At 60.3% G+C, this 23,165-nt stretch carries 16 protein-coding genes and 1 pseudogene; 11 read left to right on the plus strand and 6 right to left on the minus strand.

What is annotated here, in order from left to right:
- Positions 1 to 358: 358 nt before the first annotated feature.
- Entirely contained in the window at positions 359 to 2,494 is a 2,136-nt protein-coding gene (locus ABH944_RS14120) for a prolyl oligopeptidase family serine peptidase (RefSeq protein WP_404607143.1), read from the plus strand.
- A 75-nt stretch (positions 2,495 to 2,569) separates the two neighbouring features.
- On the opposite strand, the gene ABH944_RS14125 is transcribed toward ABH944_RS14120, so the two are convergent.
- Positions 2,570 to 3,793, minus strand: a complete 1,224-nt coding sequence (locus ABH944_RS14125; RefSeq protein WP_404607144.1) for a Bcr/CflA family multidrug efflux MFS transporter — start codon at positions 3,791 to 3,793, stop codon at positions 2,570 to 2,572.
- 422 nt (positions 3,794 to 4,215) lie between these two features.
- Here ABH944_RS14125 and hemL point away from each other — a divergent pair, with 422 nt between their 5' ends.
- Genes hemL through ABH944_RS14140 form a run of 3 tightly spaced genes read left to right on the plus strand, consistent with a single transcriptional unit; the run spans position 4,216 to position 7,326 of the window.
- Positions 4,216 to 5,499: a glutamate-1-semialdehyde 2,1-aminomutase gene (hemL, locus tag ABH944_RS14130; protein ID WP_404607146.1), complete on the plus strand. Its 1,284-nt coding sequence runs from the start codon at positions 4,216 to 4,218 to the stop codon at positions 5,497 to 5,499.
- Between the two features lie 10 nt (positions 5,500 to 5,509).
- Entirely contained in the window at positions 5,510 to 6,646 is a 1,137-nt protein-coding gene (gene ribD, locus ABH944_RS14135; RefSeq protein ID WP_404607148.1) for a bifunctional diaminohydroxyphosphoribosylaminopyrimidine deaminase/5-amino-6-(5-phosphoribosylamino)uracil reductase RibD, read from the plus strand.
- 38 nt (positions 6,647 to 6,684) lie between these two features.
- The gene (locus tag ABH944_RS14140) at positions 6,685 to 7,326 is read left to right on the plus strand and encodes a riboflavin synthase (RefSeq protein ID WP_404607150.1); all 642 of its coding nucleotides are present in this window, start codon (positions 6,685 to 6,687) and stop codon (positions 7,324 to 7,326) included.
- 109 nt (positions 7,327 to 7,435) lie between these two features.
- Here ABH944_RS14140 and ABH944_RS14145 read toward each other — a convergent pair whose 3' ends face one another.
- Positions 7,436 to 7,732 (minus strand): cytochrome-c peroxidase, encoded by a 297-nt coding sequence (locus ABH944_RS14145; protein ID WP_404607152.1) that lies wholly within the window; start codon positions 7,730 to 7,732, stop codon positions 7,436 to 7,438.
- Between the two features lie 32 nt (positions 7,733 to 7,764).
- Positions 7,765 to 8,862, minus strand: a pseudogene (locus tag ABH944_RS14150) (cytochrome c peroxidase).
- Positions 8,863 to 9,601: 739 nt separating this feature from the next.
- Between ABH944_RS14150 and ABH944_RS14155 the strand changes: the two are divergent.
- From ABH944_RS14155 to ABH944_RS14165, 3 genes are all read left to right on the plus strand, one after another.
- A complete protein-coding gene (locus ABH944_RS14155) occupies positions 9,602 to 10,582 on the plus strand; it encodes an ABC transporter substrate-binding protein (RefSeq protein ID WP_404607153.1) in 981 nt (326 codons plus the stop codon).
- 89 nt (positions 10,583 to 10,671) lie between these two features.
- Entirely contained in the window at positions 10,672 to 11,646 is a 975-nt protein-coding gene (locus ABH944_RS14160) for an ABC transporter permease subunit (protein WP_404607155.1), read from the plus strand.
- Entirely contained in the window at positions 11,643 to 12,404 is a 762-nt protein-coding gene (locus ABH944_RS14165) for an ATP-binding cassette domain-containing protein (RefSeq protein ID WP_404607157.1), read from the plus strand. Before ABH944_RS14160 ends, ABH944_RS14165 begins: the two co-directional genes overlap by 4 nt.
- A gap of 30 nt (positions 12,405 to 12,434) precedes the next feature.
- Here ABH944_RS14165 and ABH944_RS14170 read toward each other — a convergent pair whose 3' ends face one another.
- Genes ABH944_RS14170 through ABH944_RS14180 form a run of 3 tightly spaced genes read right to left on the minus strand, consistent with a single transcriptional unit; the run spans position 12,435 to position 19,062 of the window.
- Positions 12,435 to 14,003, minus strand: a complete 1,569-nt coding sequence (locus ABH944_RS14170; RefSeq protein ID WP_404607159.1) for a flavin monoamine oxidase family protein — start codon at positions 14,001 to 14,003, stop codon at positions 12,435 to 12,437.
- Between the two features lie 37 nt (positions 14,004 to 14,040).
- Positions 14,041 to 16,920 (minus strand): toll/interleukin-1 receptor domain-containing protein, encoded by a 2,880-nt coding sequence (locus tag ABH944_RS14175; RefSeq protein WP_404607161.1) that lies wholly within the window; start codon positions 16,918 to 16,920, stop codon positions 14,041 to 14,043.
- A gap of 60 nt (positions 16,921 to 16,980) precedes the next feature.
- Entirely contained in the window at positions 16,981 to 19,062 is a 2,082-nt protein-coding gene (locus tag ABH944_RS14180; protein WP_404607162.1) for a PGDYG domain-containing protein, read from the minus strand.
- 695 nt (positions 19,063 to 19,757) lie between these two features.
- On the opposite strand from ABH944_RS14180, the gene ribBA reads away from it, so the two are divergent.
- The 4 genes from ribBA to ABH944_RS14200 are packed head-to-tail and all read left to right on the plus strand — an operon-like array spanning position 19,758 to position 23,136.
- Positions 19,758 to 20,930: a bifunctional 3,4-dihydroxy-2-butanone-4-phosphate synthase/GTP cyclohydrolase II gene (ribBA, locus tag ABH944_RS14185; RefSeq protein ID WP_062087547.1), complete on the plus strand. Its 1,173-nt coding sequence runs from the start codon at positions 19,758 to 19,760 to the stop codon at positions 20,928 to 20,930.
- A gap of 45 nt (positions 20,931 to 20,975) precedes the next feature.
- A complete protein-coding gene (gene ribH, locus ABH944_RS14190) occupies positions 20,976 to 21,479 on the plus strand; it encodes a 6,7-dimethyl-8-ribityllumazine synthase (RefSeq protein WP_047896193.1) in 504 nt (167 codons plus the stop codon).
- Positions 21,476 to 21,913 (plus strand): transcription antitermination factor NusB, encoded by a 438-nt coding sequence (nusB, locus tag ABH944_RS14195; RefSeq protein WP_062087549.1) that lies wholly within the window; start codon positions 21,476 to 21,478, stop codon positions 21,911 to 21,913. Before ribH ends, nusB begins: the two co-directional genes overlap by 4 nt.
- 20 nt (positions 21,914 to 21,933) lie before the next feature.
- Complete coding sequence (locus tag ABH944_RS14200; RefSeq protein ID WP_404607164.1) at positions 21,934 to 23,136, plus strand: pyridoxal phosphate-dependent aminotransferase; 1,203 nt, start codon at positions 21,934 to 21,936, stop codon at positions 23,134 to 23,136.
- Positions 23,137 to 23,165 lie beyond the last annotated feature (29 nt).

Raw genomic sequence — 23,165 nt, forward strand, 5'->3', positions numbered from 1 at the left:
GGTCAGCCCGTATTTTTTATTCAGAAACTCTCAATGAAGTGCGCGTCCGAATTGAATCTTGTAATCTGATTCTTGCAGGCGGGATCGATCAGATGTCCTGGAATCGGGAACCTCCGTATCGTCGTGCCTCTTTTGCGGCTATCGAATAAGAATTGCTTGCCCCGCGCGATTGCGCGCGCAAGAACTGGCACGCAGCGAACCTGAAAATTGATGTGATCGAAGTTGCCGAAATCGCGTTAAGGCCCCGGGTCCCCGGCATTAATGCACGTCCTGCGCGTCGAACAGGCACAATCCCTGTTCACCGACAATATCGGCGGCGGCGCCTTGCGGCGTTTGCCGCTGTGCACACTCTCCCGACATGACCCAAAGCTTCCTCGCCAAACACCCCGACCTTGCGTGGACATCCGCGCCGCAAAAGTCCAGCCCCGAGGATGCGTTTATTGAACTGGAAGCGCTCGACGACGCCCGTGTCGACGACTGGGTCGACGCGCAAAACGCCCGGACAACGACGGCTTTCGGTAAAACGCCGCAAACCGATGCGCTGACCGCGCGCCTGAAAACCGCATACACCTCGCAGGAACGGATCGTCTCGTGCTCTCGCTACAACGACTGGGGCTACAACACGTGGCAAGACGAAACGCATCCGCTTGGAATCGTCAGACGCACTCCGTGGTCATCGTGGCTCGCCGGCACGCCCGAATGGCAAACCATCCTGGATGTCGACCAGATCGACTTGAACACGCGCGCCGCCAAAGACGGTATCCGCTGGGCGCTGCATGACTTCGACATGCTCTACCCGACCTGGGACCGGGCGTTGGTGAGCTTGTCGCCGGGCGGCTCGGACGCATGCATGGTCCGCGAGTTCGACATCGAATCGCAGCGCTTTGTGGAAGACGGCTTCACGCTTCCCGATGTGGGCAAGCACGGCATTTCGTGGATCGATCGCGACACGGTGTATGTGGGCTGGGACGACAGCGCGCACAGCAAGAAGCCCGCGCTGACCACATCCGGTTTTCCGCGTCAGGCGCGCAAATGGAAGCGCGGCACGAAGCTGGCCGACGCCCCCGTGGTCTTCGAAGGCAAGCGCCGCGATGTCTCGGCGGGCGTGGACTACGATCAGCTCGAAAAGCTGCATCTTGCGTCACGCGCGACCTCGTTCTTCGACACGCTGCAATACTGGCTGGATGAAGCCACCGGCGAATGGCAGCAATACGATGTGCCGCTGCACGCGGAACTGGAGCATTGGAACGGCTGGCTGTTTGTCACGCCGCGGGAATCCTACGACGCCGGCGATGCAACCTACGCGAGCGGTGCGCTGCTCGTCATCCGTCGCGACGCCTTCCTGAAAGGCGCGCGCAATTTCACCGTGCTGTTCACGCCGTCAGGGCGAACCGTTCTCGCCGATATCGACTTCACGAAGCACTGGCTGGTTGTATCGCAGATGGACGATGGTTCGCCGCGCGTGGAACTGCTCGCCCCGCCGGCCGGCTTCGAAGGCGAATGGACCCGCCGTCAGTTCGCGCTGCCGGCTGCCAGCCAGTCGTATGTGGATTCCATCGACAGCGAACGTGACGATACCGTGCTCGTTCACGTCGAGCATTTCCTCACGCCGCCGTCGCTGTACTACGCCGATTTCGCGCAACCGGAAAACGAATGGCAACTGCTCGCCCGCCTTCCGGCTCAATTCGACGCCACCGGCCTCATTGCCGAGCGTCGTCACGCGATATCAACCGATGGCGTCGCCATCCCCTACTGGCTGATCGGCCGTGAAGCGAACGTCAAGGGTCATGAAACCGCGCCCTGCCTGCTCTACGGTTATGGCGGTTTCGAAGTCGCGCTCGACCCGCATTACGACGCAACAACGGGAATCGCGTGGCTCGAAAGCGGTGGATTGTACGCAGTCGCGAACATTCGTGGCGGTGGCGAATTCGGACCGGAGTGGCATCAGGCGGCGCAGCGCGAGAAACGCCAGGTCGCCTTCGATGACTTCATCGCGGTTGCGGAAGCGCTGGTGGCGTCGGGCGTGACGACATCGAAACAACTCGCCATTCGTGGCGGCAGCAATGGCGGCTTGCTGACCGGCGTGATGCTGGTCCAGCGCCCGGCGTTGTTCTGCGCGGTGCTGTCCGAAGTGCCATTGCTCGACATGGCGCGTTTTCACTTGCTGCTGCAAGGCGCGTCGTGGATCGATGAATACGGCGACCCCGCCGATGCCCAGGACCTGCGCTTCCTGATGACATACTCGCCGTATCAGAACGTCAAGGCCGATGCGGCTTATCCGCCGGCGCTGTTCACGTCGTCGGCGACCGATGACCGCGTGCATCCCGGCCACGCTCGCAAGATGGCCGCGAGGATGCAGGCGCAGGGGCACGAACGCGTATGGTATCTGGAGAACCGCGACGGCGGGCACGGGGCCGGCGTGGAGGCAGAAAGCATCGCCCGCGTGGAAGCGACCGCGTTCACGTTCTTGCAGCAGATGGTGGGAGACAAGTGACACGCGGCTGAGAAGGCGGCAACGCGCCCGGTTCCCGTGAACGAACCGTGTTCACGGGAACCGGGCGCCGATCCATCACCCCACCCTGCTCGCCCGCACCGGCGTGCCGTGCCAGCGCAGCACCAGCGTGCGGCCAACGAAAGTCAGCACGCCCGTCACCCCGATCACGATCCCCATCCCTTGCGGCGTGCCGTCGTGGAACATCCCGACCGCGACACTCGCCAGCGCGCCGAGCGCCAGCTGCACCGCGCCGAACACAGCGGCGGCGGCGCCTGCGTTGTGCGGGTATCGATGCATCAGGTCGGTCGTGCAATTCGCCGATAACAAACCGACTACGCCGACCACGAAGAACAGACAGCCGACGATCGACCACAAGCCCCCAAAACCGGTGATACACACGAACGCTGTTGCGAGCGCTGCGATCACGCTGACAAACGACGCGATCGAAATCAGTTTCAGCGATCCCAGCTGCCCGACCAGCCGCGTGTTGACGACGTTCCAGCCGATGATCCCGATAATGTTCAGCCCGAAGAAAAACCCGTAATGCTGCGGCTTCACATGAAAGTAGTCGATATACACAAACGGCGTCGCGGTGATGTACGCGAACATGGACGCGAACGCCATGCCGCCGCAAAGCGTGTGGCCCCACGTGACGGGATCGGTGAGCAGACGTCCGTACGCGGCGAACGATCGGCCAAGCGCTGACGTCGCCCGTTTTTCACGCGGCCAGGTCTCCGGCACCCGCAGATAAGTGGTCACCGCGCAGATCGTGCCGAACACCGTCAACGTGACGAACACCGCGCGCCAGCCCCCAAGCAGCAGCAACTGCCCGCCTATCAACGGCGCGAGCAACGGTCCGATCGACGTGACAATGGCAAGCATCGAGAGCACGCGGGCCGCGTCCGATGGTGCGTGGGCGTCGCGTGCAATCGCCCTCGCCAGCACCGACGCCGAGCCCGCGCCGAGCGCCTGCAGGAAGCGCAGGATAACCAGCGAATCGATAGAAAACGACAGCGCGCAGCCCACGCTCGCGAGCGTGTACAGCACAATGCCGCCGAGCAGCACTGGCCGGCGGCCGTAGGCGTCGGAGAGCGGACCGTACACCAGCATGCCGAGCGAAAAGCCCAGCATGAAACTGGTCAGCGTGATCTGCGCGGCGGCGGCGGTCGTGCCGAACGACACGGCGAGCGCCGGAAGGCTCGGCAGATACATGTCGATGGAAAGCGGGCCGCACGCCGCCAGCGCGCCGAGCAACAGGATCAGTCGGCGGTCGGCACGGCGCTTGATGATTTCGGGCATGAGAGGCGAAAGGAAGCTTGAGGAAAAGGCGCGGTTTCCGGGACTGGCGGCCGATGGCGGCCAAGCGACGGGTAGCGAAACGAACCCGCATACGAATGCGAAAAACCTCGCAACGGCCACGTCCGGCGTGCAGGCGAACGGCTTAAACAAAGCCTTAAAACAGTGTGCATTGTACGCGCCCCGCTTTCACAAGCCTCGCGGCTGTCCTTTCGTACGCGGCGCCGGGACGGAGCGTCGCGGGCCGAAGCCAGGCGACTCCGGTACAATTTCACCTTGATTTCCTGCAGCCGCGGGCGGCCTCCGGACCCCGCCGGATCCCGCCGGATCCCGCCGAATCCAATCCCGGCGCCGATCCAGGCTTGATCGTTGCCAGCGGCCGCAGCCCTCTCCAGCCGAACCCGTCATTCAGCGCAGGCCCCGTCATGTCCAGAAATGAAGCTCTCTTCGAACGCGCCCAGAAAACCATTCCCGGCGGCGTGAACTCGCCGGTGCGCGCGTTTCGCTCGGTCGGCGGCACGCCGCGGTTCATCGAACGTGCGCAAGGTCCGTATTTCTGGGACGCCGACGGCAAGCAGTACATCGACTACATCGGTTCCTGGGGGCCAATGATCCTCGGTCACGTTCATCCCGAAGTGCTCGAAGCCGTGCAGCGTGTGCTCGCGAACGGGTTTTCGTTTGGCGCGCCGACGGAATCCGAGATCGAGATCGCGGAGGAAATCTGCAAGCTGGTGCCGTCGATAGAACAGGTTCGCATGGTGTCCAGCGGCACGGAAGCGACCATGAGCGCGCTGCGCCTCGCGCGCGGCTTCACGAAGCGGGACCGGATCATAAAGTTCGAGGGTTGCTATCACGGTCACGCCGACAGCCTGCTGGTGAAGGCGGGTTCCGGTCTGCTGACGTTCGGCAACCCCACGTCGGCAGGCGTTCCCGTCGATATCGCCAAGCACACCACCGTGCTCGAATACAACAACGTCGAGCAGCTTGACGAAGCGTTTGCCGCGTTCGGTGCGGAAATCGCGTCGGTGATCGTGGAGCCTGTGGCCGGCAACATGAACCTCGTGAAGGCCACGCCCGAATTCCTGCAAGCGCTCCGTGCACGTTGCGACGAGTACGGCTCGGTACTGATTTTCGATGAAGTGATGTGCGGCTTTCGCGTGGCGCTGGGCGGCGCGCAGCAGGTCTATGGCATCAAGCCGGACCTGACGTGCCTGGGCAAGGTGATCGGCGGCGGCATGCCGGCGGCGGCGTTCGGCGGACGCCGGGACATCATGGCGCATCTCGCGCCGCTTGGCGGCGTGTACCAGGCGGGCACGTTGTCGGGTAATCCGATCGCGGTCGCGGCCGGGTTGAAAACGCTGCAACTGATCCAGGCGCCGGGTTTCTACGAAACACTCACCAAGCAAACGCGCCGTCTCGCCGACGGCCTCGCGGCCGTTGCCAAAGAAGCCAGGGTGCCGTTCTCGGCGGACACTATCGGCGGCATGTTCGGCTTGTATTTCGCCGCGAATGTGCCGGGAAGCTTCGCCGAAGTCACGCAGGGCGACACGAAGCGCTTCAACGCGTTTTTCCACGAAATGCTCGATGCCGGCGTGTACTTCGCGCCATCAGCGTATGAGGCGGGGTTTGTATCGATGGCCCATGACGACGCCGTCATCAACGCGACGCTCGACGCCGCCCGCGGCGCGTTCGCCCGCGTTGCCGCCTAGAGCCGCCGCCATGTTCTCGCAGACCGATTTCTCGCACATGGAGCGCGCGCTGGCGCTGGCCGCCCGCGGCATGTACACGACGACGCCGAATCCGCGCGTCGGCTGCGTGCTGGTGAAAGACGGCGATGTGATCGGCGAAGGTTTTACACAGCCGGCCGGTCAGGACCACGCCGAGATTCGCGCGTTGAAAGACGCGCGGGCGCGCGGCCACGATCCGCGGGGTGCCACCGCCTACGTCACGCTGGAGCCGTGCAGCCATTTCGGCCGCACGCCGCCGTGCGTGCATGCGCTGATCGACGCGCGCGTCGCCAAGGTGATCGCAGCAATGGAAGATCCGAATCCGGCGGTGTCCGGGCGCGGACTGTCGATTCTCCGCGATGCGGGTATTGATGTGCGCTGCGGCCTGCTGGCCAATGAAGCGTACGAGATGAACATCGGCTTCGTGTCGCGCATGACGCGCCGCCGTCCGTGGGTACGCATGAAAGTCGCGGCCACGCTGGACGGCCGCACCGGGTTACCGAGCGGCGAAAGCCAGTGGATCACCGGCGAAGCGGCGCGAGCCGACGGTCACGCATGGCGTGCGCGCGCATGCGCGATCCTGACGGGCATTGGCACGGTGCGGGAGGACGATCCGCAACTCACCGTGCGCGCAGTGGAGACGCCGCGTCAGCCGCAACGCGTGCTGATCGATAGCCGCCTGGACGTGCCGCTCACCGCCCGGATTTTGGAAGGCGCGCCGCCGTGGGTGTTTTGCGGCGCTGAGCCCGACCTTGCAAAGGCCGATGCGCTGCGAGAACGCGGTATCGAGTTCACGTCGTTGACGAACGAGCACGGCAAGGTCGATCTGCCTGCCATGCTGGGTATCCTCGCCGATCGCGGTATCAACGAATTGCACGTGGAAGCGGGCCACAAGCTCAATGGTTCGCTGCTGCGCGAGGGGTGTGTCGACGAACTGCTGGTCTATCTCGCGCCGAGTTTGCTGGGCAGCGCGCCGGGCATGTTCGACTTCACGCCGCCCGATACACTCGATGCCCGGCCGCATCTGCGGTTTCACCGCATTGACCGGCTGGGCGATGACCTGCGCATCCTGGCGCGCTTTGCGGTGGTGAAGACCGATGTGCCCACGGACGCTAAACCGGTCATCTGACGCACAACACAACACGCACAACCTAAGGAAGCTCCACGATGTTCACAGGAATTGTCGCGGCGGTCGGCCGCATTGAAGCCGTTACGCCGCTGGGTTCAGCCAACGATACTGACACCGGTGTTCGTCTCACGGTGGCGTCCGGCGGGCTCGATCTCGCGGACGTGGAGCTTGGCGACAGCATCTCCATCCAGGGTGCGTGCATGACGGTGATCGAGAAGTCCGCCGGCTCTTTTGCCGTCGATGTATCGCGTGAAAGCCTTAGCAAGACGGCAGGCTTGTCCGAACCCAGCGATGTGAACCTGGAAAAGGCCTTGCGTGCGCATGACCGGCTGGGCGGGCATCTGGTGTCGGGACACGTTGATGGTCTTGGTGAAGTGACGCATTTCGCCCCGGTCGGCGAGTCGCATGAACTGCGGATCCTCGCGTCGCGCGATATCGGCAAGTACCTGGCTTATAAGGGTTCCGTGACGGTGAACGGTGTGAGCCTGACGGTGAATACCGTGAACGACCGGCCCGATGGCTGCGAGTTTTCGATCAACCTGATTCCGCATACGGTGGAAGTGACGACGTTGCGGCATTTGAAGGCCGGCGCGAAGGTCAATCTGGAGATCGATTTGATTGCGCGGTATGTGGAGAGGATTTTGTCGTCGTCCACGGACGCTCACAAGCCGCTGCAATAGTTGGCTTTTCCGGCGGCGGCGACAGTCAACTTCTGCGCCCCCGCCAAGCGCCTGCGAATGACGGCAAACAGGATGAGCGCCGCTGTTTCGCAGGCAGCGGCTCAATCGCTCAAGACGGGTTGTGCGCACGCGCCGGCACATCCCCCTTCTCGCTGCCGCTCAACGGTGTGTAAGTCCCGGTCAGCGATTTCAGGAATGCGACGAGCGCATCGACATCCGCATCGGGCAACTCCTTGCCGACCTGATACTTCAGCATGGTACGAACCGCCTGATGGAGATCGGCAGTACCGCCATCGTGGAAATACGGTGCGGTCAGTTCGGCATTGCGCAGGGTCGGCACCTTGAATCGATAACGGTCATGCTCGTCTTTCGTGACGTTCGCGCGACCATGGTCCGCTGCGGTCACACTGTCACCGCGGTCTCCAAAATAATGGCCCTTCAATTCCATCGCTCAAACGACTGACCGCCGAGATTCTGACCGACGTGACAGGTAAAGCAGCGGTTTGCCTTGAACAGCTTGTAACCATGCAGTTCCTCGATGGTCAATGCTGTTTTGTTTCCCCTCCGATAAGCATCGAAGCGGCTCGGAGTCAGCAGGGTTTTTTCGAATTCGGCAATTGAATCGGTAATGTTGGCACCCGAGTAACCCTCTGGATACACCTTGCTGAAGGCTTCGGTGAAGGAGGAGTCCTTTTGCAGCTTGCCGATGATTTACTCCCAGGACGTAGACGCCATCTCACCCGGGTTAAGCGGCGGACCGCCGGCCTGATCCTGCAACGTGGCAGCGCGGCCGTCCCAAAACTGCGTGTCATTCAGCGCTGCATTGAAAACGGTCGGCGCGTTGATTGGCCCCACCTTCCCGCCCACGCCGAGCGACGTTTTACGGCCATCGCCCCCCGCCGACAACGAATGACAGCTTGCGCAGGACACGGTGTTGTCCGAGGACAGCCTGGGATCATGGAACAGCTGCATGCCCAACTCCACTTTGCGGGAATCGACTGGAATCGACGTTGGCAGCGGCTGCACGGGCTCGTTCTGGAACTCGGCTGCAACACCGGGAGTGGCGTAGTACATGTCGCGTTCCTTCGCAATCCAGTCCTGCAGCACTTGCCGGTCAGCGTCGGAGAGGCTCGCGCTCCAGTGCACCGAGCGGAAGAGTCTGGGTGGCATGGTGCCTTCTTTCGCGACCGCTTCGAGCTTCGCGAGATCCGCTTCAGGCACGGGCGTCCCGTCCCGAAGCGCCGCGAATACGGGATCGATCCGGAAATTCTTCTGCCCGGTGCGGACGTCGTAACTGGACAACTGCTTCATGCCTGGCAAACGTGAGTAACCCGGCAGCGTGGCCTGGGTAGAGTGGCAGTAGTAACAGGCTTTCTCATCCAGCAACACGCGAATCCGACCGCTCTCCACCGAATGGGCTGCCAGGGACGCGGACTGCCTGGCATAGTTCCTGTCGTGGAAATTCGCATAGGCAGCGAGGACTAAATACCCGAGGACCACGCAACTGCCGCCGGCAATGAGCAACTTCCTGATCATTTCACGTCACCTTTCATTCACTTCTTCGGGCTTGATAGCCACGGGATCATCATGCAGACGGCTAACCGCAGCGCGCAAGTGTCATCTGCATCGCAACGAAAGACCCCCAACGAAGCAAGCGAAGAATCCGACAGGCGCGAGACCGGTGCCATCGTCATTCACTCGGAGAGTGTGCGCTTCATTCGCAATGCAGATGATTACTTTAAGACTGCGTAATATCATGCAAGCCCCCGATTACGCATTTGACAATTATCAAATTGCTACACACTATTCGCGGCGATCAGGTGAAAGGGTTCACGTCGGCAAATAGGTTCGTACGATATTTTTATGTATCAGACAGGATCGAATTTTGGGGCTCCAACGCCCGAACACGCGCGAGCGCAGCGTGGTTCATCTGCGTGCCGCCAGGACGCTCGCCCGGGTGCCCACCGGGTCCATGTGCCGCAATGGCGAGATCAGGCACGTGACCGTCGTGATACGCCATCACCTTATGCGGTTCATCGCGTCGAGCGAGAACCTGGTGGCGATGATCGCCGCAGGCATCGCCAGAATTTTCGCGAAATCACTAAACACCATACCCCGTCGATGTGCTATCGGTTGCGCCGCCGCTAGCGTTCTCATTCCAATGGTCACTGACAGCGCTCACGCCTATACTGCCCAACAGCCGATTGCAGTCGCCATGGAGCGTGTAGAACAAGTCGGGCGTCGCAAGTCGGACTCAAAACTGGAGGAAGACAAAATGAAGCGATTCGTTTCCCGCTGTATGGTTGCCGTCTCAACAATCATCGTTTTTTCGCTATCAGGACCCGCACGGGCGGATGCTGCCCATCCGGTGGTTGCACTCCTGCCCGGTGTGGTTGATCCGTTCTACTTCACCATGCATCGCGGCGCGGAACGGGCCGCCAAGGAAGAGAACGTCGAGTTGCTGTTCCAGGTTCCCAAAGCGTGGAACACCAGTGAGCAAGTGCCGATCCTCAAGGCGTTTATCGCCAAGCATCCTGACGTATTGCTGATTTCGCCAGTCGACAAGCAACAGCTGATTGGACCGCTGAAGGAAGCCGCCGACGCCGGCATCAAGGTCATTACCGTCGACACCTATATCGGCGATGGACATTATCAGACGGGCAAGGGCGATGCGGATTTCCCGCTTTCGTATATTGCTTCGGACAATCTCGAAGGCGGCCGGGTCGCAGCACGCGCGCTTGCCAAAGCTATCGGCGACAAGGGCACGGTCTATTGCGAGAACAACAAGCCGGGTATATCGAGCACGGACGCGCGGGCTGAAGGTTTCGCGGAGGAGATGAAGAAGCACCCGAACATCACCGTGCTGCAAACGCTGTACAACGAGGACGACGCCAACCAGGCCGCTGCTCACGTAGCGGCGGTCTTGGCGCGCAATCCAGATCTCGCCGGCGTGTTCGGCGCGAACACCTTCTCCGGCAGCGGCGCGGCCCAAGGCGTCAAGGCGGCGGGCAAGCAGGGCATCGTCAAGGTCGTTGTATTCGATGCCGTGCCTGGTATCGACAAGCAAATCAAGAGCGGCCTGGTCGATATCGCGATTGCGCAGCGCCCGGACGAAATCGGCTACTACGGCGTCAAGTTCGCCGCCGACGTCATTCACGGCAAGAAAATTCCCACCCTCAAGAGCACGGGTTTCGAGGTTCTCGATAAAACCAATATCGACAAGCCCGACATGCAGCAATACATCTATTCGAACTAGCTAAAGCAGGCCGGCTGAAGTGATGGACCGGCACCACCGCGTGCGCGGCCGCGCACGCGGGTCCTGCTCATGACAACGCGGATAACTCCATGGATAACTCGCGTCTCGACAAGATCGCGCTGATTACCAAGCTATGGCCGTGGCTGTTCCTGGCCGCCCTGCTCGCCTTTTTCGAGGTGTATGCGCAGATCTCGGCTCATCGGTCGTTTCTTTTTAACGCCTACAACCTGCAATCGATTGGTCTTGCCGCCGCCGCTCCGCTGCTGCTGGCCATCGGCCAGACCTTCGTGATCATCACGGCCGGCATCGACTTGTCCGCGGGCTTCGTGATGGGACTGGCGGCCGTCTGCGTCGCGCAGTTCACGCTGTTCGGCAGCGGCTCGCCGTGGATCCTGATCGTGTCCATTCCGCTCACGGTTGTGGTTTGCCTGATTCCCGGGCTGGTCAACGGCGTGCTGATCGCGTGGCTTGGCGTGCCGGCTTTTATCGGCACGCTCGGCATGTATGGCGTGGCGCGCGGTGCAGGCTTTCTCGCGGCCGGCAGCGGCATGACCGTCTCGGTGGACAACGCGGGTCTTGCGTGGCTCGGCGCTGGCTGGACGCCGGTGGTGCTGACCGGAGTGTTGCTGGTGATCATGCATCTGCTGCTCTCGAAGACGCGTTTCGGCCAGTACACCTATGCGATCGGCGGAAATCCGCAGTCCGCGGTGCGGGCCGGCATCAACGTCAAACGCCACTTGCTGGTGGTCTATCTGATCGCCGCCGCGTTCGCCGCGGTCGGCGGGATCATCTATACCGCGCGTTTTGCCGCAGGCGCCGCCAACGCCGGTGAGCCCATGTTGCTCGATTCGATCGCCGCCGTGGTGATCGGTGGCGCGAGCCTGTTCGGTGGGACCGGCAACGTGATCGGGACGCTGATCGGCGCGCTGATCATCGCTGTGATCCAGTTCGGACTGGTGTTCGTCGACGTCAACGCGTTCTGGCAATTCATCGTAGTGGGCATCGTCATCATCCTGTCGGTACTGATCGATCAATACAAGGACCGTCTCGGAGGCGCCCAATGAGCACGCCCATCCTTGAGGTACGCGACGTCTCGATCCGCTTTGGCGGCGTGGAGGCGCTCAAGCACGTTTCATTGCAGTTGCTGCCGGGCGAAGTGCTGGCGCTGGCCGGCGACAACGGTGCGGGCAAGTCGACGTTGATCAAGATCATTTCAGGCGTCTACCGGGCCGACCAGGGCGAACTGCTGTTCGACGGCGCGCCACTGCAATTGCGCGATCCGCAGGACGCTCGAGCCCGCGGGATCGAGACGATCTACCAGGACCTTGCGCTGGCCGACAACCTGGACGTCGGCAGCAATATCTTCCTGGGACGCGAACCGCTACGCCGGCAACTGGGCTTCCAGGTCATCGACCGGCCGCGCATGGCGCAGGTCGCGCGCGAGGTGCTGGAGCGCCTCGACATCGTGATTCCCGAGCGCAAGCTCGGCGGTCCGGTGAAGATGCTCTCCGGCGGACAGCGACAGGCCATTGCGATTGGCCGGGCCATTTACTGGAACGCCCGGGTTCTCATCATGGATGAGCCCACCGCCGCGCTGGGCGTGCCCGAGCAGCGCAAGGTCATGGAGTTGATCACGGCGTTGAAGGCCCAGGGTGTCTCCGTGCTGCTGATCTCGCACAATCTGCACGACATCTTTGCAATCGCCGATCGCATTGTCGTGCTGCGGCGCGGCGAGGTGGCCGGCGAGCGGCAGGTCCAGCAAACGAACGGCGATGAAATCGTGCACCTGATGGTCGGCGATACCTATGTGAGCCCCGGTTAGCAGAAGCTACCGGTGCCCGCGAGCACGCGCTCAAAGCAGGCTTTTCACGATAGCTTCCGCAGCATGGCGCCCGCTTTGGGCCGCTCCGTTCATGAACCCCTGGAACTCCCGGCTGCAATGCTCACCGGCAAAAAACAGGTTGCCGACGCGGCGGCCCACGGCATCGGCAATCGTAGTCCATTGCCCGGGGCGCAAACAGGTATATGAACCGAGACTAAAGGGTTCTGTCGGCCAGTGAATACGGGTCGCATTGCCTGTACTGCTCGCCTTGAATCCAGGGAACACCGGGTCGAGCTGCCGCGCCCCGGAAGCAGCCAGAGACTCCACGCTTTCTCTGCCGACCGACTCGCCCTCATGGCCACCCAGGAAAAACGTGAAGACCCCGGTCGTTCCGCTGCGCAACCGGCTGGCGTCCCAGCCCGTCTGAAACGGGAAGTCGCCATAGAGATCTCCATCCCTTCCCTGGTCGCGCCACAACCTCGTGCGAGTTTCAAGCAACAGCTTGGCATTGGTTCCCATGCCGATGTTCCTGATGGCATCGTGTTTGGACGGCGGCATTATGTCTCCCACATCGACGAGACGAAGCAGGGTGAAAGGTAGCGTCAGGACCACGATGTCGGCGTCCACCACGTCGGTGCGCCCTGGCGCGTCGAAAACAAGCCGATAACCCCCTCCACGTGTGCGAATTTGTACAAGCCTGCGTTCAAGATGGACGGGTCTTGAAATCCTCTCGGACAAGCGTTGTGCGATCAGCTCGTTGCCGCCAGCCACCTTGAATCTCTGGTCGCTTGCACCGAAAATCTCGAAACCGGGAGAGACATCGCTATTGAAAAGGGACAGGAAATTTAAACTGGACTGTTCGGATACATCGAGGCCGTACTCGGTCGCATAAGCGACCTCCAGCAGACTCCTCAACCAGCCCGAGATGCCGATTTCATCAAGGTATTCCGACAGCGGCAGGCAATCGAACCGGCGATCGATCTCCGAATGGCGCCTTGAGCCCATCTGTTTCGACAAGCTTGCAACGTCGGCCGCGATTCGCGGCAACACGTCTCGAACGCCGAGGATGATTTCGGCCTCGGTGCGATGCTGGCCACCGAAGTAGTAGCCTGGTGCAAGCGACGCTTCCGAAGCCGAAACCATGTCGATCAGGGGCAGGCTCAACTCCCTGGTCAGGGCGAGCATGTCCTTGTGCGTACTGTCGATAAATTCCCCGCCTGACTCGGTGACGACATCAGAACCGAAAGTACGCGCATCTGATCGAACTCTGCCGCCCACGCGCTCTGACGCCTCATATACGGTAGAAGCCAAGCCACGCTTGCCAAGTTGATAGGCCGCGTTCAAGCCAGCCAGACCCGCACCGACGATAGCAATACCAGGAGCGTTCTTTGGACCTGGAAGCGCAGCCAATCCTTGTGAGGCTGAGGTATCGGTCTGGCCACGGATCGACGATGCGTTCGGTGAAGACAGATCAACGCGCCGGGCGATGAGGATACCGGGGGAAGAAGCACAAGGCCCCGTGACCAGTCCGCGCGCAACCAGCGCCCAGAGCCGGGTCTTGTAAGGACGCTGGTTGAAGAGCGGTCCGCAACAGTTCATTCACGGCTCCGGTTGATTACATAGGACGTGACCCGCGTTATCTCTCGAAGTGGAAGTTCGCCGCCGCGAGGTAGTCCCTGACAGTCTTTGCGTATTTGATTTTTGCTTCGGAGTCGCCCAGGTTCTCCATCGAAAAAATTGGGGCAAACAGGCAGGCCGAAAGATTGTCCGGATTGGCGGAATCCAACGCCGCGCGAACTTCTCCGCCATCGCTTTCACGCTGCCAGCGTGCCCGAAGCGCGCCGGCTATTGTCAAAGCCGATGCAGGGTCAATGGCATATAAACGCAGAAGGCTGTTGCTGCATCGTTTTATGATCATCGGATAGAACTGAACCGTGTATCCGTCCGGATCGTTTTCGGTCGTTGCATCTGAGAATGCCTGAAATGCGTAGGCATTGGCCACTGAACGGTTGAACTTCTCGATGGCGGTGCCCAGGTCATTTCTGCTCACCGCAATATCCGCCTGCAGCCGGAGCAACTGCGATTGTATTTCCAGGTCGCCTTGCTCCTGCCCCTGCTTGTAAGCGTCGAGGGTGATTAGTTCAGCATCGTCCATGCGTCCCGCTTCGTACAGGCAATCGGCCAGGTGATAGCGAACCCAGGGTCTGTTCCACGACACCTGGCTCGCGCCAGCCGTTGGTTCAAACATCAGAACCGCATCTCTGTAAAACTCTTCCGCAGCTTGGAAATTGTCTTCCCCATAGCGATAAGTTTCCGCCAGAAAGATGCTCATCAAGCCGCGCAGTTCTCGCTGTTCACTGTTGAAATCCGAAACGTCGCCGCCAAGCTGACGCGCGAGACCAATGCGCTCCAGGCTTCTCCTGACCGCATGCCAGCGTGGACTCTTGCCCACGCGCCTTTCGCCGGTTTCCTTAGGATAACTGGAAAGTATTTGTATCAGCTCGTGCTGGTCCTTTTCGGCGTCGTAGTTGGCGAAGCCCTCTGTAGGCCAGTCCCTCACGAGTTCATCGCAAAACTGGAAGTTGTCGAAGCAGCCCCACCACCAGAAAGCGCAGAACCACGAGTGAGTAAATTTGAAGGCAGCGGTTTTATAGTCACCTTGGATCATCAGATAGAACCGCCAGTTGTCCATTGCATCCTGCCACGCTGCACTCTCATAACGATATGAACTTTTAAAATCCGTACCCTCTTCCTGGAATTTCTTTTCAATGGTTGTCAGCCGCTCAGCAAAGTATTCAGCAGCGCTTTGATAGATAGATTGTTTCTCAGCCGGACTCAGATACAGCGCGACACAATCCGAGATCGTTCGATGGATCGTGTAAAGCTCCTTTTCCGACACATCCGCATCGTGACGGTTGAGGTCCGACTGCGCATCGTACGAAGAGAAGCCGACAAGTCCGGAGTCGGTCAGCTGATCCAGTATCGGCTTTTGGTCCGGCGCCTCGCTTTCCTGCAAATCCCTGATGACCTGCGCCGCCAGCTCCGGCGAAAATGATTCGGGATCGGGCCGTAAAACCGTCAACCGGCAAAGCGCCCTTTGCAGGGTCGCGCCGTTTGCACGGCGTTCGTTCAGCGCCTGGTAGCTCGCATTGATCACTGCCGCAAGGGTAATTTCCTTTAAAGTCGAGCCGGGCGAAGGAATTCTTTTGGCCAACCGCTCAGTAGCCCGATCGAATAGATTCAAGGCCTGTTCGATGTGGCGAGCAGGATTTGCATTTTGACTCTCTATTTTAAGCGTCGAACCGATCAGGACCAAAGCCAGGGGTAATCCATCGACCTTCTGGACAACCGACTTGATATGGTCGAACACCCTCTCCCCGGAGTTTCCGGCGAAAAAAGCACCGGGCGCGATTTCTCTCAGTAAAGCGAGACTTTGTTTTTCCGTCAGCTTGGGCATCGGTATGACGAGATTGCCGAGATCGTTGGCCACGCGCCTTTGACGCGTCGTGAACAAATACCCGCAGTCCTTTCCCCCTACCATCAGGGCACGCCCAATGCCTTCATCCCAGACGTCGTCAATGACGAGAAGCATTTTTCTTCCCGCAAGCTCCCTCGAAATGATCTCCTGCCATTGCCGCAGCTGAACTTCGGTATCCTTGATCCTCTCCATGTCGGCAATATCAGCCGGCGGAATATCGAGTTTGTCCTTTCGAGCCCACTCCTCAAGACTCAAGATGACCTGCCGGTCCGTGGCATCTTTCCCGACCCGGCAAAAGAGGACACCGTCCGGATAAAACTCGAAAATACGGTCATCGCTTGCAATATGCTCGACCAGCGTCGACTTCCCCATTCCCGGAATACCCCAAATGGAAATCGACAGGTTTTCCCCGCCTTTCTCTATTTCCCTGGATAACCATGAAAATATCTCACTACCCAGGCGCTTGATTTCCTCCCAGCTCACCGGGTACCGGCCGGGCGTCGGCGCATAGCGAGGGATCGGCTTACCCGAACGCGTACGAGGGACGCCGGGAATCATCCCGATCTCGCGCATCAGGTTCTGCGTCTTGGCTTCGTCTTCGATCATGCAGTTGTACTGGCGCAGATGCACCACATGCAGAGAACATAGTCCCTGGAGCGAAGCGGGAAGAAGCGGCGCCTTGATAGCGTTTTCCGGACGGCCGACAATAACCGGAATGATCCTGATATTTGCCTCAAGGGCCGTGCGTAACTCTTCAAGAACAAAGTCGACCTGATGTTTCGCGGCTCTTCCCGCCAACGCCTCTTCCCAATGCGGACCAATGATCGCGATAACTACCTTCGCATCTTGTATCGCCTGCTTCAGCCCATCGGGAAAATGATCGCCGGGCCGAAACGCCATCTGATCAATGAACACATGTTCAGCGCCGAAGCTCTCCCGCAAGCGAATAGCCAACCCTGATATGTTCGCTTCATTCGTTCTTCTATAACTGACGAAAATTGGCTTATTCACATTTGTCCCGAATGTTCCGAATGTCACTCACTTTTCTTGCAGCGCTTAACGTTCGCGGTTCCCCTGGCGCTCGCGCGCCCGGCCAGTTCAGCTACCCGTTGCGACATCGATTGGCTTGCTACGGTGAAGCGCGTGCCAGGCAGCTTGATCGCGAATGAAATACCTGCACACGTGCAGAATCGCAGCACGCGCATCTACCCGGCATTGCTCTTCTGCGACCTTCAACTTGTGCTGAACCAGAAGGCCCCGGTGAATCTCCTGTTCGAAGCCGAACGTCTCATTGACTTTGCGCATGCCGCCCCACCCAGCCAACGCGAGAATCTGGACCACGACCAACAGATGGTGCGCCATGGGGCTGAGGAATCCCTGTAGTTCGGACCCTGGCTGAAGCCGTCTGGAAAGTCCGGACGCATGCTGCACGAGCAGATCCGCCGCGAGAACAAGTATGGCGAGCAGGAAAATCCTTGATGCGAATTGCCCCCAGCCCTCAAGCGTATGGAAAGCCTTCTTTCGCCGGGCAATCAGGTTCGTTCGGTGATATCCGAGCTGATCTTGGACAAAGGCTTCGAGTGCCCATTCCTCGGCCCGGGCATTCCTCGCTTGATCACCCACGCCCTGGGCGAAAAATATGGACCGCAGGGAAAGCCTCACCCAGCTCGACTCGGCATGATCCATTAAAGGAAGGTAGTCTGCGACGCACCGGTCTTCGCCCAACGCGGCCATCACATATTGCGCACGGAGACACTCCGCGAGGAGCCGCAGGTCGAAGTGCCGTTCTTGCCATTTGCCGCTTCTCGCTGTCGCAAAGCGTATCCACCCAAGGACAAGTACGGCTGAGTAAAAGCCAAAAAATATCGGACCTGCCAGATACGACCATGCACCGGCATGGCAACCGAGCAACGAGAAGGGATCGCCCTCCGCACAGCCGCTGGACAACTCCGTGAAGGCGACAAGGAAAAGTGCGGCCAATAAACCGCATGCCGTCAGACTCGGCCGGCAGAGTAATCGAACAAAGGCCAATATGCGTCTGCCGTAAGCAGCCGCAACGTTCACCGGCCGCATCGCAAACGGGGCCTTTCGATGGCTCCGCGCGTGAACCTCCGATCTGGATCCCGCCTCGCCTATTTCCCTTGCCGTACCCAGAACCAGTCGCTGCCAGAGCGTCTGATATTGGCTTGCCTTCCGGTCTGCGATGATTCCGACTTCCAGAATTCGCGCTGAACCAGGCGGAGACAGATCACCCGGGCAAGGCTCGAGAAATCCGGAATTCGTCGTTTGACCATGCGCCAGAACGAGTGATTTATTGAACTGGTCGATCGCAGCGAGTTGGTCAGCGATGATGTAAATGTCGTCTTCCTGCTCGGTGATTTCACGCGCGCGGCCGAATAAACGCTTGATAGCCTGCCGGGTATATGCCCACCACGTTTCACTGTGCAGTGCCTGCTCCAGCAATGCCCGCAGGCTACCCCGCCCGTTTTCTGGCAAAAGCTGCGCCAAATAGATTTCCAACGTCGGGGTTATCTTCTCCCCTTGCACCGGTGCTTCTCTTACAACCTTGAACCAGACTCTCGGTTCATTCATCTCCTGGTCCGCACTGGTTTCAAGCACGACCAGCTCGGTATGCTTTATGAGTGACTTCAAATCCCTCAGTGACGACTCGGCTGATAATCGTTCGGTATCCGTAAGATTGCGCGAGATCTCGACATAGACGGGAACGGTTTCGAGCTGGTAAGTCGTGAGAAAGATATCGTGGCGCACAATGGCGGCGTCTTCCGGTCCATACCAGACGCACCATGCCCCGGGCTCCCCGTGCAATAGGCCGCGCCCTCCCGTCAATGTCACTTCAAGCGGTTCCTTCAGGCGGACGGCATGAACGCGTCGATGGCGTTTCTTGTAGCGCATTGGCGCGCCGGCAGCCCCTGCTTCGAGCGCGTGATACGTTTCATCGAATCGCTCCTTTGAAACCGGCCATCGTTCGCCGGCTGCCCCTGTGATTATGGCGTCGCCGGGATTGCAGACGACCGGACCCTCAAGAGTCTGAATAACGGAAGTCTCTGTTGAGAATTCGACTGTCACGACTACATGGAGGGTTTCGTACAGGGCCGCCGAGTCTTTCAGCCGGGACAGCATGTGTGCCTCAGGCGCGGTATCGGACGGTATGGCGAGCATGAGGGAGCCTCACGGATATTTTTATATGTCAGGGCCGAACTTGGGCTGATTCCTCACAGCAAAGAGCACACATCCTTGCGCACTTATGCCGCCTCATCAGGCGGGCGCATGAATTGTCAAACCAGCCATAGATTGCATGGTGCGCCGGTCAAGCGAATGTTGGTGACCCCACATCAGCAAATAGTTTTGCCGAAAATTGGCGAAGCGATATAACAAATTACCGACTTTATAATTTCATTTACATTCAAACCAACTCCGTACTCCTTACATTGAAGTAATCAACAGTGGCGTCAAGCGAATACCCAGTGCCACTGCTTTTCAGGCGTCCGTCACGGCGCATCCGTTTTCTCACGAATGATCAATCAGTCTTGTCCGGATCGTGCCCTCGATGCTTGGGGCGCTCAAGGTTCCGCCGGGGGCAATCGATCTCCATCGAAGTGGAACGCGCCGCTACGTTGTCAGCAACCAGGCGATAACCGGGATCGTGCCCGGCCGGCATCGAACGCAAGGAGATTCCGGCTGGAAGGCATTGCTCGCAGATTCTCTTTCCACCCGACCCGGGCGCGCCCAAGCGCCCGTCGATCCGGCGAATACCCGGCCGGATGGCCAACGCCAGCCCAAAACCGGCAAATCCCGGGCGTTGCCATCGGCGGTGGCGTAAAATACGCCCTTTCTCGCACCGGACGACTACCGCAATGACGCTCGCCTCCACTCCAGAGATCATCGCCGAGCTGAAGGCTGGCCGGATGGTGATCCTCGTTGACGAAGAAGACCGCGAAAACGAAGGCGATCTCGTCATCGCCGCCGATTTCGTGACGCCGGAAGCGATCAATTTCATGGCGCGCTACGGCCGTGGACTGATCTGCCTGACACTTACGCAGGACCGCTGCCGTCAGCTGAACCTGCCGCTGATGACACAGCGAAACGGCACCCAGTACGGGACGGCGTTCACGGTGAGTATCGAGGCGGCCGAAGGCGTGACTACCGGCATCTCCGCGGCGGACCGTGCGCGCACCATCCAGGCAGCGGTGGCGCACGACGCGAAAGCCGAGCATATCGTTCAGCCGGGGCACGTGTTTCCGATCATGGCGCAACCGGGCGGCGTGCTGGTCCGCGCGGGGCATACGGAAGCGGGCTGCGACCTGACGGCAATGGCAGGCCTGACGCCGGCATCGGTGATCTGCGAAGTGATCCGCGACGACGGTGAAATGGCCCGGCTGCCCGACCTGATCGAATTCGCCGAACTGCATGGCATTCGTGTTGGCACGATCGCCGACCTGATTCACTACCGCTCGCGCACGGAATCAATTGTGGAGCGCGTGGCCGAACGCACCATGCAGACAGCGCATGGCGCGTTTCGCGCGGTGCTGTATCGCGACCAGCCCAGCGGCTCGCCGCATATCGCGCTGGTGCGCGGCCGGCCGTCGCCGGACCGGGAAACGCCGGTGCGCGTGCATGAACCGCTGTCGGTGCTGGATCTGCTCGAAGTGGACTTGTCCACGCACTCCTGGACTCTCGACGCCGCGATGAAGGAAATCGCCGCGCGCGACCTGGGCGCTATCGTGCTGCTCAATTGCGGCGACACGAAAGAACATCTTGTCGATGTATTCCAGGCGTTCGAGCGTGAGGACAAGGCAGCCGAACTCAAACGCCGCCCGGTCGATTTCAAGACTTACGGCATCGGCGCACAGATTTTGCGCGAACTGGGCGTGGGCAAGATGCAAGTGCTGTCGAACCCCCGCAAGCTCGGCAGCATGTCGGGTTACGGCTTGGAGGTGACCGGCTTCATCCCCATGCCGGGCTGCCCCGCCACGAGTTCTGCGGAATCGGCTGATCCCGCTTCCATCGCTCATTTGCGCTCGGTCTGACCGGCGCCAACCACCACACCGCATCACACTGAAAACGGACAAATAATGGAAATCGGACAATATCAACCGAACCTCGACGGCGACGGACTGCGTATCGGCATCGTGCAATCGCGCTTCAACGAGCCCGTCTGCAACGGCCTCGTGGACGCCTGCACGGAAGAACTCGAACGACTCGGCGTGATCGGTGAAGACGTGCTGCTCGTCACCGTGCCGGGCGCACTCGAAATTCCGCTGGCGCTGCAAAAGCTGGCTGAATCGGGTCAATTCGATGCATTGATCGCTCTCGGCGCGGTGATCCGCGGCGAAACGTACCATTTCGAGCTGGTATCGAATGAAAGCGGCGCGGGCATTTCCCGTATCGCGCTCGACTTCGGCACGCCGGTCGCAAACGCAGTCCTGACGACCGAAAACGACGAGCAGGCCGTGGCCCGCATGACGGAAAAAGGCCGCGACGCTGCCCGCGTGGCGGTGGAAATGGCGAATTTGTCGGTCGCGCTGGAACAACTCGGCGGTGACGACGAAGACGAAGACGACGAGGACCGTGCATGAAAAGCGCTCGACGACGCTCGCGCGAACTCGCGACACAAGGGCTTTACCAATGGTTGCTGTCGGGCTCGCCCGGCGGCGAGATTGACGCGCAGTTGCGCGGCGCGCAAGGCTTCGATAAAGCCGATCAGGAGCATCTGGACGCCATCCTGCATGGCGTGATCAAGGAAGCGGACACCATTTCCGCCGAATTGCAGCCGTGCCTCGACCGTCCGCTCGAACAGCTTTCGCCAGTCGAACGCGCGGTGCTGATGGTCGCCGCGTTCGAGTTCAAGCATCACCTGGACATTCCGTATCGCGTGGTGATCAACGAAGCAGTTGAACTGACGAAGACGTTCGGCGGCTCCGACGGCTACAAATACGTAAACGGCGTGCTGGACAAACTCGCCGTTCAGTTGCGGCCGACAGAAGCGCAAGGCCGCGGGCAGCGCAGCTGAGCGGACGCTCTTTTCCATTTATGAACTTCGCAAAAGAACCGTTGAACGGCGCTATCCGATACGCCGCCCGCGTCGACGCCATCGAGCCGTTCTATGTAATGGAACTGGCGAAAGAAGCGCAGGCGCTCGAACGTGCGGGCCGCAACATCATTCACATGGGTATCGGCGAACCGGATTTCACGGCGCCGGAACCGGTGATCGCTGCCGCCACCGAAGCCTTGCGTCGCGGCGTCACGCAATACACGAATGCGCTCGGACTGGCTTCGTTGCGCGAGGCAATTTCCGGTCATTATCGCGACACGTTCGGGCTTGATATCGATCCGGCGCGCATTGTGGTGACAGCGGGTGCGTCTGCCGCATTGCTGCTGGCGTGCACCGCGCTGGTCGATCGCGACGACGAAGTTCTGATGCCCGACCCGTGCTACCCGTGCAATCGTCATTTCGTGGCTGCCGCCGAAGGCCGTCCGGTCCTGATTCCAAGCGGTCCGGCCGAACGGTTCCAGTTGACGGCCGCTCAGGTCGAAGCGCATTGGACGCCCGCTACGCGCGGCGTGCTGCTCGCTTCACCGTCGAATCCAACAGGCACGTCCATTGAACCGGACGAACTGGCGAAAATTGTTGACGTCGTGCGCGCGCACGGCGGCTTTACGATCGTCGATGAGATTTATCAGGGCCTGAGCTACGAGGCGAAACCCGTCTCAGCACTTTCGCTCGGCGACGACGTAGTCACGGTGAACAGCTTTTCGAAGTACTTCAACATGACCGGCTGGCGCCTCGGGTGGCTGGTCGCGCCGCCGGCGATGGTCCCCACGCTGGAAAAGCTCTCGCAGAACCTGTTCATCTGCGCGTCGGCGATCGCGCAGCATGCGGCGCTGGCGTGTTTTGAGCCGGCAACGCTGGCCATTTACGAATCGCGACGCCTGGAATTCGGGCGCAGGCGGGATTTCATCGTGCCGGCATTGCGTTCGCTCGGTTTTGAAGTGCCTGTCGTACCGGACGGCGCGTTCTACGTTTATGCCGATACGAGGCACGTCGCGCATCCCGCTGCCGGCGACAGCAACGCATTGACGCGTGCCATGCTGCACGACGCGGGTGTCGTGCTGGTGCCGGGTACCGATTTCGGCTTCCATGCACCGCAGGACTATATCCGGCTGTCTTATGCGACCGCCTACTCACAGCTTGAAGAGGCCGTGCAACGGCTGGGAACGCTGTTTCGGGTTTGAACCACGCGTTCGGGGCAGCCCCCTGCACT

Source organism: Caballeronia udeis, from assembly GCF_044909315.1.
Lineage (GTDB): Bacteria > Pseudomonadota > Gammaproteobacteria > Burkholderiales > Burkholderiaceae > Caballeronia > Caballeronia udeis_A.